Consider the following 13,880-nt stretch of genomic DNA (forward strand, 5'->3'; position numbering starts at 1 on the left):
CTCGCGGCCCTCAGCGCGGATCGAGCACGATGATCACGCCTTCATTGCCCCGGAGCCGTGCTTCACCTCGTCAGGCCTTGGCCATGCCCTTGGTCATGCTTTGGCGGGCGCAGCAATCTGCCTGGCCGCTGTTCTGACGCTCTCGATGCCCTTGGGGAAGCCGCTGCGGTTCGGATAAAGCTTGCGCCGTGCCTCGCGCGGCGGCCGCCTCGGCTTGGTGTCCTGCGCGGCGCGGTAGTCGAGCATGGCGATGCCGCCGACCATCAGGAGCGCCAGCGCGATGTTGCCCTTCTTGGGATTGTCGATTGTCAGCCCCGACAGCAGCGCAGCGGCATCGAGACCGTCGCCGCCGACGCGGGCCCACAGGCCGGCGTTCTTGTCGACCGACAGCGACATGATCCCGGCCAGGATCTCGCGCACGCCGAAGGCGCGGACCATGGTCTCATGGCCTTCCATGCCCAGCGTTTCCGTGACGCGTCTCGGCGCGAAGAATTCGACGACGCCGAGTCCGATGCTGAACCAGCCGAGCGCGCGGGCGAGCTGGTCTTCCGGCCGCTTCAGGCTCGGTCCGCCCTCGATAATCTTCGGGTCGCCCTTGGTGCGGACGATGTTGGAGAAATGAAACATGGCTTGCTCCTTCAGGGCCTCAGCACCACCTTGACGCAGGAGTCGCGCTTGTCGCGAAACACTTGGTACATCTCCGGTCCTTGTTCGAGCGGCACGGTGTGGGTGATGACGAAGGAGGGATCGATCTCGCCCTCCTCGATGCGGCGGAGCAGATCGTCGGTCCAGCGGTTGACGTGGGTCTGGCCGGTCCGCATCGTCAGGCCCTTGTTCATGAAAGCGCCCATCGGCAGCATGTCGGACAGGCCGCTGTACACGCCCGGCACCGAGATGGTGCCGCCGGGCCGGCAGACATAGATCATCTCGCGCAGCACGTGGGGCCGGTCGCTTTCCGCCATCACCATCTGCTTGGCGCGGTCGAGCAGTGTGTCGGGCAGGGAGGCCATCACGTGCGATTCCATGCCGACGCAGTCGATGCACTTTTCCGGTCCCCTGCCGTCGGTGAGATCGTTCAGCCGCTCCACCACGCTCTCGGTTTCGAAGTTGATGGTGGTGGCGCCGCCGGCTTCCGCCATGCTGAGCCGCTCGGGCAGGCAGTCGATCGCGATCACCTGGTTGGCGCCGAGCAGGATGGCGCTGCGGATCGCCATTTGCCCCACGGGACCGCAGCCCCAGATCGCGACGGTGTCGGTGGGCTCGATGTCGCATTGCACGGCGGCCTGCCAGCCGGTCGGGAAGATGTCGCTGAGGAACAGCAGCTGCTCGTCGGGAATGCCCGGTGGCACCTTGATGTGGGTGGCATCGGCATAGGGCACGCGGAGATATTCGGCCTGGCCGCCGGGATAGCCGCCGGTCAGATGCGTGTAGCCGAACAGGCCGGCCGTCGTGTGTCCGAACACCTTGTCGGCCAGATGGCGCTTGCGGTTGGTGGTCTCGCACACGGAAAAATTGCCGCGCTTGCACTGGTCGCATTCGCCGCAGATGATCGTGAAGGGCACGACGATGCGGTCGCCCTTCTTCAGCTTGCCGTCGACGCCGGAGCCGACCTCGACCACTTCGCCCATGGTCTCGTGGCCCATGATGTCACCGGGCAGCATGCCCGGAATGAAATTGTGGAAGAGGTGCAGGTCGGAGCCGCAGATGGCGCAGCTGGTGACCTTGATGATGGCGTCGCGCGGGTCCTGGATCTCGGGATCGGTGACGGTGTCGCAGCGGATGTCCTCCTTGCCGTGCCAAACCAGCGCCTTCATCGTCCGTCCTCCCGGCTGAACCAGTTGGCATCTAAGTCGAGGGGTGAACGATGGTTGCTACGCCGCGCGCAAATTCCTCGCACTGCACCGGCTGGCGCAAATCGCGACGCGGATTGGAACGAGAGCGCAGGGCAGTGATTGGGCGTGATCAACGTCAAGCGAGGACACGCTCATGCCCGCCAATCAGCTCGCAATCGTCACCGGCGCTTCCACCGGTATCGGCCTGGAACTCGCTAGGTGCTGTGCCCAGGCGGGTTTCAACCTCGTCATCGCGGCTGACGAGCCGATGATCGAGCGGGTGGCGGTCGATCTGCGCAGGCTCGGCGTCAGCGTGGAGGCCGTTGAAGCCGATCTCGCCACCACCGATGGCGTCGACAGGCTCTGCGCCGCGGTCGGCGACCGGCCGATCGATGCGCTGCTGGCCAATGCCGGCGTCGGCCTCGGCAAGGCGTTCCTCGATCAGGACTTTGCCAGGATCAAGCATCTCGTCGACACCAACATCACCGGCACGCTCTATCTGATCCATCGCGCCGGCAACGAGATGCTGCGGCGCAAGTCGGGGCGCATCCTGATCACGGGCTCCATCGCCGGCTTCACGCCCGGAAGTTTCCAGGCGGCCTATAACGCCAGCAAGGCGTTCCTGGACTCATTCTCCTTCGCGCTGCGCGAGGAGCTGCGCGACAGCGGCGTCACCGTCACCTGCCTGATGCCGGGCGCCACCGAGACCGAGTTCTTCCGCCGCGCCGACATGATGGACACCAAGGTCGGCACCGAGAAGAAGGACGGCGCGTACGACGTCGCCAAGGCCGGCTTCGATGCGATGCTGCGCGGCGAGTCCGATGTCGTCACGGGGCTGAAGAACAAGATCCAGACCACGGTTGCCAACGTGACGCCGAACGAGATGCTGGCCAGGCAGCATCGCAAGATGGCCGAGCCGGGCACGGCGAAGTCGTAGAGCGAGGTCGTCGCAATTTCTGCGGCGCTGCGCGGCCGAACGGGCGGACCGGCAAAAGGAAGAAAGCCGATTCACATAGCCTGATTCACATAGCCTAATGCGCGGCGACCCCGAAGCGGTCACATTGTGTGGGCTGGAGAGGGGCTGCGATGGCGATGGACCGCATCGAACGGGCCTTTGTCGCGACTGCGATCACGGGGTTTCTCGTGATGACGGTGGCGGTCGCCTGGATGATGATGAGTTGACGCGGAAAGGCTTGCCGTCGTGCGCGTCGCGCTACCTTACGCCGCCGTCGTCCTGTGCCTGGCAGTGACCGTCTGGCTCGCCTTCGCTCATCTGCTCTGATCCGCGCGGGGTTGCGGGCTCGCTCAGCGCAGCCGGTACAGGCGGTGATTGCTGTGGCCATACCGGTTGACCGTCGACGAGGCTCGCCAAATTCTGCACCATGGCCACGACGTCGACCGGCTTCTCCCAGATCGGCACGTCCTGGAATTCCGGCTCGATGCTGATCCTGTCGTAGCCCGTGGTGAACACGAAGGGCACCCGGCGTGCCCTGAGCTCCCGGGCGATCGGAAAGATCGGCTTTGCACGGATGTTCACGTCGAGCACCGCGGCGTCCAGAACGCCGCCATCGTGCAGCATCTCGATTGCATCCTCGATATGGCCGACGGGACCGGCGATCTCCGCGCCGAGCGCGCGCAGCGCCTTGCCGATGTCATCGGCAAGAAAATATTCGTCCTCCACGACGAGGATGCGGCGTCCCGTCAGCGGCGCGCGTTGACGAGACGACGAGGGTAATACGGACATGATCCCTCCGGCGAGCCTGCCGACCGATGGGAAAACCAAGGGTCGGGGCCGGCGTGCTACCAACGAGGGAGGCCAAGGCGGGTTCCAAGGGCAAACGCGACTCCTTCGTCATTTGCCTTTGATCCGTTGGGAGAATATCGATTTCTGCTATTGGTAGGAGCCGGTGCACGCCGGGCATGTCGAGCGTCCCGAGCGAACTGCACGCCCCAGACGAACTTCCAGGCTACTTTCGAGGAGTTCGAGAGCAGCCCCGAGCAGCTGAAACCGTCCACGAGGAAGACCAGTCTCTCAACGAGGAGTTACATTTGGCCCACGAGGAGATCGGAACCTCGCCTGAGGAGTTGCAGTCGGTCAACGAGGAGCTGACCTCCGTCAACGGCGAGCTGACGCACCGTGTCGAGGAGTTGACGCGCGCCACCCGCGATCTCAGGAATTTCCTGGAGAGCACGCGCATCGCGACCGTCTTTCTCGACAATGATCTTCGCGTGATGAACTTCACACCGGCGATTACCCAGGTCCTGCATCTCGTCGAGACCGACACGGGCCGCCCCATCGGTCACATCAAGGCGCGCATCCCGATCGAGGATCTCTACGACGACATTCGCCGCGTGCTGCGTACGCTTGCGAGCGCCGAGCGCGAGCTGAGCGCGTCGGACAGCGGCACGCGCTACATCGTGCGCATCCTGCCTTATCGCAGCACCGACGATGTCATCGCCGGCGTCGTCATCACTTTCATCGACGTTCCGGCGATCACCCGCGCCGAGGAGCGCCAGCGCCTGCTGCTGGCCGAGCTGCAGCACCGCGTCCGTAATACGCTTGGCGTGGTGCGCTCCATCGCCCGCCGTTCGGCCGAATCCGCCACCACTGTCGAGGAATATGCTTCTCATCTCGACGGACGGCTCAACGCATTTGCCCGCACCCAGGCGCTGGTGACACGCGATCCCGAGGGCGGTGTCGACCTGGAATATCTCGTGGTCGAGGAGCTTCTCGCCTATAATGCCCGCGAGGGCGAGCAGATGCAGGTCTCAGGTCCCAAGGTGCGTTTCCAGCCCAAGGCTGCCGAAACGTTCGCGCTCGCGATCCACGAGCTAGCGACGAACGCGCTGAAATATGGCGCCTTGAGCCAGCCGAGCGGACATGTTGAAATCTCCTGGCGCCTCGATGAAGGCACCCAGCCCGCGGAGCTGGTGTTCAAATGGCGCGAGTGCGGAGGGCCACAGGTCAAGCCGCCGCTTCGAAAGGGTTTTGGCACGGAGCTTCTGGAGCGTACGCTCGCGTTCGAGTTCAAGGGGCAGACCACCCTGGCATTCGACCCCGCGGGGCTGCAATGCACGATCGCCATTCCGCCGAGCAAGCGCACGTTCCACACACCGGCGGTGGCTGATTGATGCCCTTGTCGACCTCCGATCGCAGCCTCGTGGAGCTGGTCATTCGCCGGCTGACCGTGCTGCGGCCGTTGTCGACGGAGGCCCGTGCGTCGCTCGAATATGCGTTGCTCGAAGGTCTCGAGCGCGTCGGGGCGAGTGAAGACCTGATCTCGGAGGGCGATCCCGTCGATAGCGTCCGGGTGGTGCTATCGGGCTGGCTCTGCCGCTACAAGACGCTCGAGGACGGCCGGCGCCAGATCGTCAATTTCATCTTTCCGGGCGAGAGCTGCGACGCGCACGCGTTCTTGCTCCCCGTGATGGACCATTCCATCGCGACAATGACGCCAGTGGTCTACGCCGAGATCAAGCGCGCGCGTTTCGAGAGTCTGACGATGGGCGATCGCTCGCTCGCCGAAGCGTTCTGGTGCGAGACCCTCGTCAACAACGCCATCCAGCGCGAATGGGCCATCAACCTCGGTCGCCGCACGGCCCTGGAGCGGGTGGCGCATCTGTTTTGCGAGATATTCGAGCGGCTTCGGCCCGTCGGGATGGTCGACGGCAATTCCTGCGTCATGCCGGTCACGCAGATGGACCTTGCCGACGCTACCGGGCTGTCGGTGGTGCACCTTAACCGGACCGTGCAGGAGCTGCGTGCGTCGGGCTTGATCGTGCTGCGCGATCGGACCCTGACCATCAACGATCTCGACGCGCTCAAGGCAGCGGCGTTGTTCGCGCCGAACTATCTGCAACTCTATCGACTCACTTGATCAGAGTGGGACGGCTGGTTTGGCCGAGGCTTTCGATGCGCCCGGGATTGACCGGCTCGGGCCCCTGAAACGCGTTGGATTCGGCTCGCTTGCGATACTCCTCCGCCATTTCCAGCAGCGCAGTTCGCGTTTCGGGTGAGGAGCTGAGAGCGGCCTGGCTCTCGCAGGTTTTCTGCAGTCGGCGATAGTTGTCCATCTGCGCCAATCCCAGGCGGTCCTACCACGTTCCTAAATTAGCAGATTTGGCCACCGACTAATTTAACCCATGTTACGCAAGCGAGCTTGTCTTGCAGCAGTCTCTTCCTCCTTCTGACCCCGGCAAGCAACCGTTCCGCTTCTGGAACGTTGTGGGAGCGTCGCCTATGCGCGATGACCTCAATCGGTGAGAACGCAACGGAGCGCTCCGACCCAGTGATCAGGGAGAACGCCCATGTTGACGCGGCGTCGAGTGAAGCTGACGGATCCGCTGGAGATACGTCTGGCCGTCGAAGCGGAGCGGCTGCGCGCGGAAGCCAGATCGCTTCCGCCCGGAGCGGCTCGCGACGAGATGTTGCGCAAGGCGCGCCAGGCGGAGACCGGGTCCCAGATGAGCGAGTGGCTGCGGTCGCCGGGGTTGCAGCCGCCGGATTGACGCCGGCTTGCCCTGTCCGTGTGAACGGAGCGAAGCGTGCCGCAGGTCAGGCTGCACCGCCGGGAACGGGTTAGATGTCGGCGCGTACCGATGCGCTGGTGTCGTGGGCAGAAACCGGAAAAATGAGCGCCACGTCCATCGTCCCCGTTGTGTCCGGTTGTCACCCGGCGGTGCCTTCGTCAACGCCGCTTCGCGGCTTTGGTTCGCCGGTTGTAGGGTGAGCGATTGACGGGTCGCAGCGAAATCCCCTCGCGCTGCGCCTTGCTGCGAATGGCCGCGACCGGGCGCTGAAGCTTGATGCTCATCACGCCGGTCGGCGTGTTTCCCTTCGCGAGCTGCTTCAGCTTGCTCACATCCGAGGGTGTCCAGGGCTGGCGCGCGCGGCGCTTATACGCGGGATTTGCCTTGCGCGGTCCCTTGCGGCCGATCGGTGAGCCCGGCCGCTTCCATGCTGCTTTTGCCATGACGATCCTCCTTCAAGTCCTTCTTGAACAAGCGAATCAGCAATTCGGTTCCGGCGCAGTCGATTGTCGTGACGAACGGCACGCGAGAGCGAGGGACGATGCCGTGCGGCCGTCCTCGCGCAAAATCGCGCAGCGTTAACTTTTTGAAATGCCGGAACCCGCCGTCGCGGCCGAAGCTGAAAACCATTGCCCGGCCGGGCCGCCCCCAACCGGCAAGCCACTCGAGTGACAAGAGAACCTGGGCCCCGGCGCCCGATCCCAGCCGGGGCCGATTTCCGTCCAACCGAATAGCCGTGAGTCCAATGACCGCCAAACGCAACCGCAACAAGCAGACCCGATCGCTCCAGGAGCGATTGGCCGCATTTGCCGAAAACGCCCGCGAGCGCGCGCGCAGCCTGCCGCCTGGCAGGGAGCGCGAGATGCTGCTGCGGCGCGCCAAGCAGAACGAAGTGACCTCGAACCTGACCGACTGGCTGAGCGCACCGGTCTGCACGAGACGAGGAGAATGACGATGCGCAGCTTCAAGCACTACCGCGCGTTCCAGATCGACCCGGATGGGCATGTGTTCGGATGCATCAATCTCGTCTGCGTCAATGACGAGGAGGCCAAGCGCGAGGCCGCTTCGCTCGTGCTCGGCCACCGCATCGAGCTGTGGCGGCTGGACCAGCGGATCGCGAAATTTGATGCGCCGCAGGACGTGGCGCGCCAGTAGCGGCAAGGAACCGGGTGCTGCCCCCCGGGTTGGTCGGATGATACCGACTTCGCCGGGAGCCTGCATGACGGACGCTGAAATTCGCAAAGGGATGCCGCCCGTCAAGTTGTCGCGCGAGGAGTTCGAACGGCGCTACAAGCGTCAGTTCGTCGATCCCGCCTTTGCCCCGCTGCAGCGCGAGCTCGATGCCGTCGTCGGTGCCGCCTGGGAGGCCTATAGCCATTCGCGCAAGGCGCCGTTGACGCGGAACGCGGGCGCAGGTTTCTCCGATCCCGACTACGACATTGCCGTCGATTGGCTCGATGCGCGGGCGAAAATCCTGTCCGCGCAGCGTCGGCATGACGACGCGCAGGAGACGCCGCGCATTCTCGTCATCAACGGCTCCGCCCGCAGCGAGCACACCTGTCCCGGCGAGATGTCCAAGACCTGGCGTCTGGTCAAGCTGGCTGAACCTGTCTTCGTCGAGATGGGATTTGCCGTGGACATCCTCGATCTGTCCCGTCTGGCTTCAGAATTCGGCAAGACCATTCATCCCTGCAAATCCTGCGTCTCGACCGCGATGCCGCTCTGCCACTGGCCGTGCAGCTGCTATCCGAACTATTCGCTGGGGCAGACCGGCGACTGGATGAACGAGATCTATCCGCTGTGGGTCGCGGCCCACGGCATCCTGATCGTGACCCCGGTGAATTGGTACCACGTGCCTTCCGGGCTCAAGGCGATGATGGACCGCATGGTCTGCGCCGACGGCGGCAATCCCGATCCGACCTCGACGCATGGCAAGAAGGCCGACGCGGCCAAGGCGATGGAGCTGAAGGGCTGGCCCTATCCGCGCCATCTCGCCGGCCGCCATTTCGGCGTGGTCGTTCATGGCGATGCCGTCGGTGCCGAGGGCGTGCGCCGCGCCTTGTCGGACTGGCTGACCGACATGCAGCTGATCTCGGCGGGCCGCTTCGCCGAGCTCGACGGCTATGTCGGCTACATGGAGCCATATGCCGTTTCGCATCGCGAGCTCGATGACGACGGGGAATTCCAGCAGGAGGTGCAGAACGCGGCGCGCGCGCTCGGCAACGCAGTCCGGCTGGCCAGGAGCGGGTGCCTCCAGGAGCCCGGGACCGGGTTGCAGGACCCGAATCCCAAATGACCGGCGCGCGGTTTGATTGCCTGGTCGTCGGCGGCGGCCCCGCCGGGCTGATGGCCGCGATCTATCTGGCGCGCTTCCGCCGCAGCGTCTGCGTCGTGGACACTGGCGCCAGCCGTGCCGCGCTGATCCCCCGCAGCCACAACGTTCCCGGCTTCGTCCACGGGCTATCAGGTTCTGACTTGATCGCGCGCATGTCGGCGCAGTTGGGCGAGCTCGCCGTCGAGCGCGTGGAAGCCGAGATCACCGCCTTGCAGCGGCGCGGCAACGGCTTTCAGGCGGTCTGGAACGGTGGCGCGCTTGAGGCCACCACCGTCATCCTCGCCAGCGGCATCGTCGACAGCCATCCGCCGTTCGAGCAATGGCGCGCCGCGGTCGCGGACGGGCTGCTGCGCTATTGTCCCGTCTGCGACGCCTTCGAGGTGATCGGCCGCCGCATCGGCATTGTCGGCCCGCTTGGCCGGGCCGCCGGCAAGGCGCTGTTCCTGCGCGGCTATTCGCGCGAGGTGACGCTGCTCGCAACCGGACAGGATGACGAGGAGAGCGCGATAGCGGAGCTGGAAGAGGCCGGCGTCGACATCGTGTTGGCGCCCGACCTGCGCTTGCGGCGGAGGGTGGGGGGCCTCGAGGCCGTCTTGGCCGATGGCCGGACGATGCAGTTCGATACGGTCTACCCGGCGATGGGTGCCGAGGTGCGTTCGCAGCTCGCGGTCTCGCTGGGCGCCGAGCATAATGGGGAGGGCTATCTGAAGGTCGACGACCATCAGCGCACTTCGGTCGACGGCCTTTACGGCATCGGCGACGTCGTCACCGACCTGCACCAGATCTCGGTCGCATTCGGCCACGCCGCGCTTGCCGCCTGCACGATCCACCACAGCCTGCCCCGGCGCCTGGCGTGACCGGGAACGAAGGGCGCGGCTTCGCCTTGGTTGAGCGGGACGCGCGACCTCGACGCGCAAGGACGGCCTGAAGGAAGCGATCATGCTGGAAGAGAAACTGAAGGACGCCATCGTCGGCGAGTTGCAGCGGCAGGCCGCCGACCGGCCGCAATCGCTCAAGGTCCAGGGCGCGGGAGAGATGAAAAGCTCGGAGGAGCTGATCGTCAACGGCAAGATCGACCTTGGTGCCCTCGTCATGGTGATCGCGGGATCAGTCGCCGGCGGGCCTTAGGTTCGACCGGCCGTCATGCGCTTCGCGCCGCGCGTCGCAGCGACTGCGGCGGCTGACCGAAGGCGCGGATGAAGGCTCTGCGCATCCGCTCGGGGTCGCGAAAGCCGGTGGATTGGGCGACGCGCTCGATGGCCTCTCCGGAGGACTGCACCCGCTCGCGCGCCACCTCGACCCGCAAGCGCTCGACCGCCTTGGTCGGCGTGGATCCGGTCTCGGCGGTGAAGGAGCGGACGAAATGCCGTGCGCTCAATCCGGCGCGTTCGGCGAGCGCCTCGACCGTGAGATGCGCATCCAGATTCTCGCGCACCCATGAAAGAAGGCTGCCGAAGCGGCCGTTCGGCGTCTTGAGCTCGAGCAAGCTCGAGAACTGCGATTGTCCGCCGCTGCGCCGATGATAGAGCACCAGCTGCCGCGCGGTCGCTTGCGAGACCTCCTCGCCATGGTCCTGCGCGATCATGGCGAGCGCGAGATCAATCCCGGCCGTGATGCCGGCCGACGTCCATACCCGATCGTCGCGGATGAAGATCTGGTCCGGTTCGAGCCTCACCTTCGGATAGCGTCCGATGAAATCGCGGGTGCAGGACCAGTGCGTGGTGGCGCAGCGGCCGTCCAGCAGTCCCGCCTGCGCGAGAAGATAGGCGCCGTTGCAAACGCTGGCGATGCGCACGCCGCGGCTCGCCAGTCGCTGAATGAAAGCGATCGTCGTCTTGCAGCGCGCCGCGGCTTCCACGCCCTCGCCACCGGCCACGAACAGCGTCGTGACCGAGCTTGCCGATCGCAGATTGCGCGCCAGCATCTCGATGCCCGACGAGCTGCGCACGGCGCCCGCCTTCGTTGCGACCGTGATCACGCGCGGCGCATTCGGCGTGTGCCGCCTGGCGATCTCGAACACCGAGATCGGACCGGCCGCGTCCAGCAACTGGAATTCGGGAAAGATCAGGAAGCCGATCATGGGCGTGTCCAGAATTGAGGGAATTAAGCCATTTCGACCACAAGGCCAACATGGCAGGCTGCAACCGTCAAGCGCGTTGTCGAGGTTGGACATGTCGGGCCTGTTGCAGATCGGTCTTCTGGTTTTTCCGCGCGTCACCCAGCTCGATCTCACCGGTCCCGCCCAGGTCTTCTCCAGCCTGCCTGACGTGACGGTGCATCTGATCTGGAAACGCATCGAGCCCGTGCCGAGCGATTCCGTGATCGCGCTGATGCCGACTGTCACCTTCGCCGATTGTCCGCAGCTCGACGTGATCTGCGTCCCCGGCGGCTACGGCACCGACGAGCTGATGCTGGACGAGGACGTTCTCGCCTTTCTGCGAAAGCAGGAGAAGGGGGCGACATACGTGACCTCGGTCTGCACCGGCTCGCTGGTGCTTGGCGCCGCCGGCTTGTTGAAGGGATATCGCGCGGCCACGCACTGGACCGCGAGGGATGCATTGCCGTACTTCGGAGCCGAGCTGTCGCAGGAGAGGGTCTGCATCGACCGCAATCGCATGACGGGCGGCGGCATCACCGCCGGCATCGACTTCGCGCTCACTTTGGTGTCGATGTTGCGCGGCCGCGCCGCTGCGGAGATGATCCAGCTGCGCATGGAGTACAATCCCGCGCCGCCCTTCGCGGCCGGCTCGCCGGACACGGCGCCGGCGGCGATCGTCGCTGCCATGAAGGAGCGGGTTGCGCCTGCGCAGGCGCGGCGGCTGGAGTTCGTCAGGAAGGCCGTCCAGCGGCAGGGATAGCGAGCCAGCTTCGACCGGCCGCGCGCCGCGTGGACCGGCGCATGCGCTGTGAGCGAGGGCACATCGATCGATCATCGCGACATGCCGTCGCGATGCTGAAGCGGAGGGGGGCAATGGCGCCTTGTCGTGTTGGAGAATTGCTATCGTCGCGCAGCCGGCTTTGCCGCTTGACCTTCGGCCTCATCCTGGCGCTGGGTCAGGCAGCGCTCGCCGAACGGAGCGCGGCTGCCGATTTCTCCGGTGGCGTGGTCAGGATCGGCATCATCAATGACCAGGCCGGACCGTTGTCGGACCTGGCCGGGCCCGGCTCCGTCGTCGCCGCGCGGATGGCCGTGGACGATTTTCAGCGCGCAACGCCGGGGCTGAAGGCCGAGATCGTCGTCGCCGACCATCAGAACAAGCCGGATATCGGCGCCCAGATCGTCCGCAAATGGTTCGACGTGGATGGCGTCGACATGGTCGCCGACGTCGGAAACTCCGCGGTCGCGCTCGCCATCCAGTCGATCGCACGCGACAAGAACAGGATCGTGATCTATTCGGCGGTCGGCACCACCGATATCGGCGGCAAGCAATGCTCGCGCACCGGCCTGATGTGGCTGCACGACAATTACAATCTGGTCGCCGGATCGGTCCGAAAGCTGGTGTCGCAAGGCTATGACAGCTGGTTCTTCATCGCATCCGACTACGCGTTCGGACGCAATATGGTCGAGGTGTCCCAGCGCGTGCTGGCGGCGGCAGGGGCCAAGTCGCTCGGCGCGGTCTTTCATCCGCTCGGAAATGCCGATTACGGCTCCTTCCTGCTGCAAGCCCAGGCTTCCAAAGCCAAGGTGGTTGCGTTCGCCAATGCCGGCGAGCAGCTCGTGACCTCGATGAAGCAATGGAACGAGTTCGGAATGAATGCGGGGCCGCAGAAGGCCGTCGCCGAGCTGATGTTCCTGACCGATGTGCACGCCATGGGGGCCGAAACGGCCAAGGGCCTGACGACCGTCACTGCCTGGTATTGGGCGCTCAACGAGGAAACGCGCGCGTTCGCCCAGAGGTTCTACAAGCTTCACAACGCCATGCCGACCGCGCCGCAGGCCGCCGTCTACTCCGCCGTGTCGCAATATCTGAAAGCCGCTTCTGCGGCGGGAACGGACGAGACCAACGCCGTGCTGGAGCAGATGCGCGCGATGCCGGTCGACGATTTCTATGCGCGCGGCGCGCGGCTGCGCGCCGACAACAAGCTGGTGCACGATTTTTATCTCGTCGAGGTCAAGAAGCCGTCGGACGTGAAGACGCCCTGGGACTATTACAACGTCGTCGAGAAGATACCTGCCGAGGACGCCTTTCTGCCCCTCAGCGACAGCGAATGCCCGTTGCTCAAGACGTCACGAAACTAGCATTTGCGTCAAAGAAAGCGGCGGCCGGCCGCTTCAGCCATATTCCTCGCCGATGCCGTATTCCCGGTAGATCTCCAGTGGGTCGAGGTCGGGAAACAGGCGGCATTTGGCCTGGGCGAGGTGCAGGCTCACCGCCGCCGGCTCCTTGCCGTTCGCCAATATCTTGCGGATGTCGTCCATATGCGCGTTCGGCTGGTGCTTCGGTTCGAGCTGCTCCAGCGCGACCAGGGCGGTCGCGAGGGCCTCGGTCAGAACCCAGTCGTCGTGGCCGGTGATTCCCTTCTTCGGCATCGGCAGACCTCAGATGTGGCGGCAGCGTCCAGTCTATCGCGACTTTCGCCAAATCGCCATTGAGCCATAGCGGGTGCGCTGCGTCAGGGCAGGCCCACCGCCATCGTCCGGCTTGCATTATGGCGGCGTGTGGCTAAAAGGCGGCGACTTGCAGTATCCTTGTTGAAACAAAGTTGGCGTAGACGGGCCGTCACAACCCAGCTCCCGGTCTGGGTCCCGATCCCGAATCTCGCAGCACGATCCGGCTGCGCACCCCTCAAGGCTCGAGCCAGCATGGTTTTTCTCAGCTTCGTCTACCGCTTCATCACCAACTTCGCGTTCATGGCGGTGGTCTATTTCAGCCTGAACTTCATGGAGAAATATCCGAACCGGGCGATCCTGGCGATCCTGGTGCTGATCTATGCCGCGATGCGTGCGGTCTCGACGCTGCGCGCGTTCTACTTCTTCCAGAAGATCGAGAAGCTGGAAGCCGAGACGCGGCGGCTTCAGGGCCCGATCAATGACGGCTCCGGGGGAACGAATGCGCGCAAGCAGGTGGTCGCCGACGTGGCCCGGCTGCGCCGCGACGGCGAGCTCAAGTCCTATATGGACCTGTTCTTCCTGGCGCTGATCGTGCTGCTCTGCGTCGCCGCCATCATGCGGCAATAGGTAG

At 64.9% G+C, this 13,880-nt stretch carries 17 protein-coding genes and 2 pseudogenes; 12 read left to right on the plus strand and 7 right to left on the minus strand.

The features are described from left to right. Positions 1 to 93: 93 nt before the first annotated feature. Together GDN70_RS17380 and GDN70_RS17385 are read right to left on the minus strand one after the other, a co-directional pair. A complete protein-coding gene (locus tag GDN70_RS17380; protein ID WP_152102827.1) occupies positions 94 to 627 on the minus strand; it encodes a hypothetical protein in 534 nt (177 codons plus the stop codon). Positions 628 to 638: 11 nt separating this feature from the next. Continuing rightward, on the minus strand, positions 639 to 1,814 hold the full coding sequence (locus GDN70_RS17385; RefSeq protein WP_152102828.1) for a zinc-dependent alcohol dehydrogenase: 1,176 nt from the start codon (positions 1,812 to 1,814) through the stop codon (positions 639 to 641). Positions 1,815 to 1,986: 172 nt separating this feature from the next. On the opposite strand from GDN70_RS17385, the gene GDN70_RS17390 reads away from it, so the two are divergent. Further along, positions 1,987 to 2,769 (plus strand): SDR family oxidoreductase, encoded by a 783-nt coding sequence (locus tag GDN70_RS17390; protein WP_028140555.1) that lies wholly within the window; start codon positions 1,987 to 1,989, stop codon positions 2,767 to 2,769. Between the two features lie 417 nt (positions 2,770 to 3,186). On the opposite strand, the pseudogene GDN70_RS17395 reads toward GDN70_RS17390, so the two are convergent. Continuing rightward, positions 3,187 to 3,576, minus strand: a pseudogene (locus tag GDN70_RS17395) (response regulator); the annotation flags it as partial. Positions 3,577 to 3,795: 219 nt separating this feature from the next. On the opposite strand from GDN70_RS17395, the pseudogene GDN70_RS17400 reads away from it, so the two are divergent. Further along, positions 3,796 to 4,964, plus strand: a pseudogene (locus tag GDN70_RS17400) (sensor histidine kinase); the annotation flags it as partial. Further along, positions 4,964 to 5,710, plus strand: coding sequence for a Crp/Fnr family transcriptional regulator (locus tag GDN70_RS17405; RefSeq protein WP_038949961.1), 747 nt, complete (start codon positions 4,964 to 4,966; stop codon positions 5,708 to 5,710). The pseudogene GDN70_RS17400 and the gene GDN70_RS17405, both read left to right, overlap by 1 nt. On the opposite strand, the gene GDN70_RS17410 is transcribed toward GDN70_RS17405, so the two are convergent. Then, the gene (locus GDN70_RS17410) at positions 5,703 to 5,906 is read right to left on the minus strand and encodes a hypothetical protein (RefSeq protein WP_038949960.1); all 204 of its coding nucleotides are present in this window, start codon (positions 5,904 to 5,906) and stop codon (positions 5,703 to 5,705) included. The genes GDN70_RS17405 and GDN70_RS17410 overlap by 8 nt on opposite strands. Before the next feature lie 234 nt (positions 5,907 to 6,140). Here GDN70_RS17410 and GDN70_RS17415 point away from each other — a divergent pair, with 234 nt between their 5' ends. Further along, positions 6,141 to 6,341: a hypothetical protein gene (locus GDN70_RS17415; RefSeq protein ID WP_038949958.1), complete on the plus strand. Its 201-nt coding sequence runs from the start codon at positions 6,141 to 6,143 to the stop codon at positions 6,339 to 6,341. Positions 6,342 to 6,520: 179 nt separating this feature from the next. On the opposite strand, the gene GDN70_RS17420 is transcribed toward GDN70_RS17415, so the two are convergent. Further along, positions 6,521 to 6,805, minus strand: a complete 285-nt coding sequence (locus tag GDN70_RS17420; protein ID WP_028140551.1) for a hypothetical protein — start codon at positions 6,803 to 6,805, stop codon at positions 6,521 to 6,523. A gap of 302 nt (positions 6,806 to 7,107) precedes the next feature. Here GDN70_RS17420 and GDN70_RS17425 point away from each other — a divergent pair, with 302 nt between their 5' ends. The 5 genes from GDN70_RS17425 to GDN70_RS17445 all read left to right on the plus strand — a co-directional run bounded on the left by GDN70_RS17425 (position 7,108) and on the right by GDN70_RS17445 (position 9,825). Further along, positions 7,108 to 7,314: a hypothetical protein gene (locus GDN70_RS17425; RefSeq protein ID WP_028140550.1), complete on the plus strand. Its 207-nt coding sequence runs from the start codon at positions 7,108 to 7,110 to the stop codon at positions 7,312 to 7,314. A 2-nt stretch (positions 7,315 to 7,316) separates the two neighbouring features. After that, a complete protein-coding gene (locus tag GDN70_RS17430; protein ID WP_038972887.1) occupies positions 7,317 to 7,517 on the plus strand; it encodes a hypothetical protein in 201 nt (66 codons plus the stop codon). A 64-nt stretch (positions 7,518 to 7,581) separates the two neighbouring features. Continuing rightward, positions 7,582 to 8,658 (plus strand): flavodoxin family protein, encoded by a 1,077-nt coding sequence (locus GDN70_RS17435; RefSeq protein ID WP_038972886.1) that lies wholly within the window; start codon positions 7,582 to 7,584, stop codon positions 8,656 to 8,658. Beyond that, a complete protein-coding gene (locus GDN70_RS17440; protein ID WP_028140547.1) occupies positions 8,655 to 9,554 on the plus strand; it encodes an NAD(P)/FAD-dependent oxidoreductase in 900 nt (299 codons plus the stop codon). The genes GDN70_RS17435 and GDN70_RS17440 overlap by 4 nt, the downstream gene beginning before the upstream one ends. An 82-nt stretch (positions 9,555 to 9,636) precedes the next feature. Further along, complete coding sequence (locus tag GDN70_RS17445; RefSeq protein ID WP_038972885.1) at positions 9,637 to 9,825, plus strand: hypothetical protein; 189 nt, start codon at positions 9,637 to 9,639, stop codon at positions 9,823 to 9,825. Between the two features lie 13 nt (positions 9,826 to 9,838). Here the strand turns inward: GDN70_RS17445 and GDN70_RS17450 are convergent, their stop codons facing one another. Beyond that, complete coding sequence (locus GDN70_RS17450; RefSeq protein WP_028140546.1) at positions 9,839 to 10,777, minus strand: GlxA family transcriptional regulator; 939 nt, start codon at positions 10,775 to 10,777, stop codon at positions 9,839 to 9,841. 91 nt (positions 10,778 to 10,868) lie between these two features. Here GDN70_RS17450 and GDN70_RS17455 point away from each other — a divergent pair, with 91 nt between their 5' ends. Both GDN70_RS17455 and GDN70_RS17460 read left to right on the plus strand, forming a co-directional pair. Further along, entirely contained in the window at positions 10,869 to 11,555 is a 687-nt protein-coding gene (locus tag GDN70_RS17455; RefSeq protein WP_028140545.1) for a DJ-1/PfpI family protein, read from the plus strand. Positions 11,556 to 11,722: 167 nt separating this feature from the next. After that, positions 11,723 to 12,937 (plus strand): ABC transporter substrate-binding protein, encoded by a 1,215-nt coding sequence (locus GDN70_RS17460; RefSeq protein ID WP_028140544.1) that lies wholly within the window; start codon positions 11,723 to 11,725, stop codon positions 12,935 to 12,937. Between the two features lie 33 nt (positions 12,938 to 12,970). Here GDN70_RS17460 and GDN70_RS34975 read toward each other — a convergent pair whose 3' ends face one another. Then, complete coding sequence (locus tag GDN70_RS34975) at positions 12,971 to 13,228, minus strand: hypothetical protein (RefSeq protein ID WP_028140543.1); 258 nt, start codon at positions 13,226 to 13,228, stop codon at positions 12,971 to 12,973. A 273-nt stretch (positions 13,229 to 13,501) separates the two neighbouring features. Between GDN70_RS34975 and GDN70_RS17470 the strand changes: the two genes are divergently transcribed. Further along, on the plus strand, positions 13,502 to 13,876 hold the full coding sequence (locus tag GDN70_RS17470) for a hypothetical protein (protein ID WP_018320591.1): 375 nt from the start codon (positions 13,502 to 13,504) through the stop codon (positions 13,874 to 13,876). Positions 13,877 to 13,880 lie beyond the last annotated feature (4 nt).

It is taken from the genome of Bradyrhizobium sp. TM102 (assembly GCF_009176685.1).
Classification (GTDB): Bacteria; Pseudomonadota; Alphaproteobacteria; order Rhizobiales; family Xanthobacteraceae; genus Bradyrhizobium; species Bradyrhizobium ottawaense.

What these genes read in the sequence shown, in the direction of transcription:
- GDN70_RS17380 (WP_152102827.1), bottom strand. Translation starts at nt 627, where the DNA reads ATGTTTCATTTCTCCAACATCGTCCGCACCAAGGGCGACCCGAAGATT.
- GDN70_RS17390 (WP_028140555.1), top strand. Translation starts at nt 1,987, where the DNA reads ATGCCCGCCAATCAGCTCGCAATCGTCACCGGCGCTTCCACCGGTATC.
- GDN70_RS17435 (WP_038972886.1), top strand. Translation starts at nt 7,582, where the DNA reads ATGACGGACGCTGAAATTCGCAAAGGGATGCCGCCCGTCAAGTTGTCG.
- GDN70_RS17385 (WP_152102828.1), bottom strand. Translation starts at nt 1,814, where the DNA reads ATGAAGGCGCTGGTTTGGCACGGCAAGGAGGACATCCGCTGCGACACC.
- GDN70_RS17450 (WP_028140546.1), bottom strand. Translation starts at nt 10,777, where the DNA reads ATGATCGGCTTCCTGATCTTTCCCGAATTCCAGTTGCTGGACGCGGCC.
- GDN70_RS17410 (WP_038949960.1), bottom strand. Translation starts at nt 5,906, where the DNA reads ATGGACAACTATCGCCGACTGCAGAAAACCTGCGAGAGCCAGGCCGCT.
- GDN70_RS17455 (WP_028140545.1), top strand. Translation starts at nt 10,869, where the DNA reads ATGTCGGGCCTGTTGCAGATCGGTCTTCTGGTTTTTCCGCGCGTCACC.
- GDN70_RS17440 (WP_028140547.1), top strand. Translation starts at nt 8,655, where the DNA reads ATGACCGGCGCGCGGTTTGATTGCCTGGTCGTCGGCGGCGGCCCCGCC.
- GDN70_RS17445 (WP_038972885.1), top strand. Translation starts at nt 9,637, where the DNA reads ATGCTGGAAGAGAAACTGAAGGACGCCATCGTCGGCGAGTTGCAGCGG.
- GDN70_RS17430 (WP_038972887.1), top strand. Translation starts at nt 7,317, where the DNA reads ATGCGCAGCTTCAAGCACTACCGCGCGTTCCAGATCGACCCGGATGGG.
- GDN70_RS17415 (WP_038949958.1), top strand. Translation starts at nt 6,141, where the DNA reads ATGTTGACGCGGCGTCGAGTGAAGCTGACGGATCCGCTGGAGATACGT.
- GDN70_RS17405 (WP_038949961.1), top strand. Translation starts at nt 4,964, where the DNA reads ATGCCCTTGTCGACCTCCGATCGCAGCCTCGTGGAGCTGGTCATTCGC.
- GDN70_RS17425 (WP_028140550.1), top strand. Translation starts at nt 7,108, where the DNA reads ATGACCGCCAAACGCAACCGCAACAAGCAGACCCGATCGCTCCAGGAG.
- GDN70_RS34975 (WP_028140543.1), bottom strand. Translation starts at nt 13,228, where the DNA reads ATGCCGAAGAAGGGAATCACCGGCCACGACGACTGGGTTCTGACCGAG.
- GDN70_RS17420 (WP_028140551.1), bottom strand. Translation starts at nt 6,805, where the DNA reads ATGGCAAAAGCAGCATGGAAGCGGCCGGGCTCACCGATCGGCCGCAAG.
- GDN70_RS17470 (WP_018320591.1), top strand. Translation starts at nt 13,502, where the DNA reads ATGGTTTTTCTCAGCTTCGTCTACCGCTTCATCACCAACTTCGCGTTC.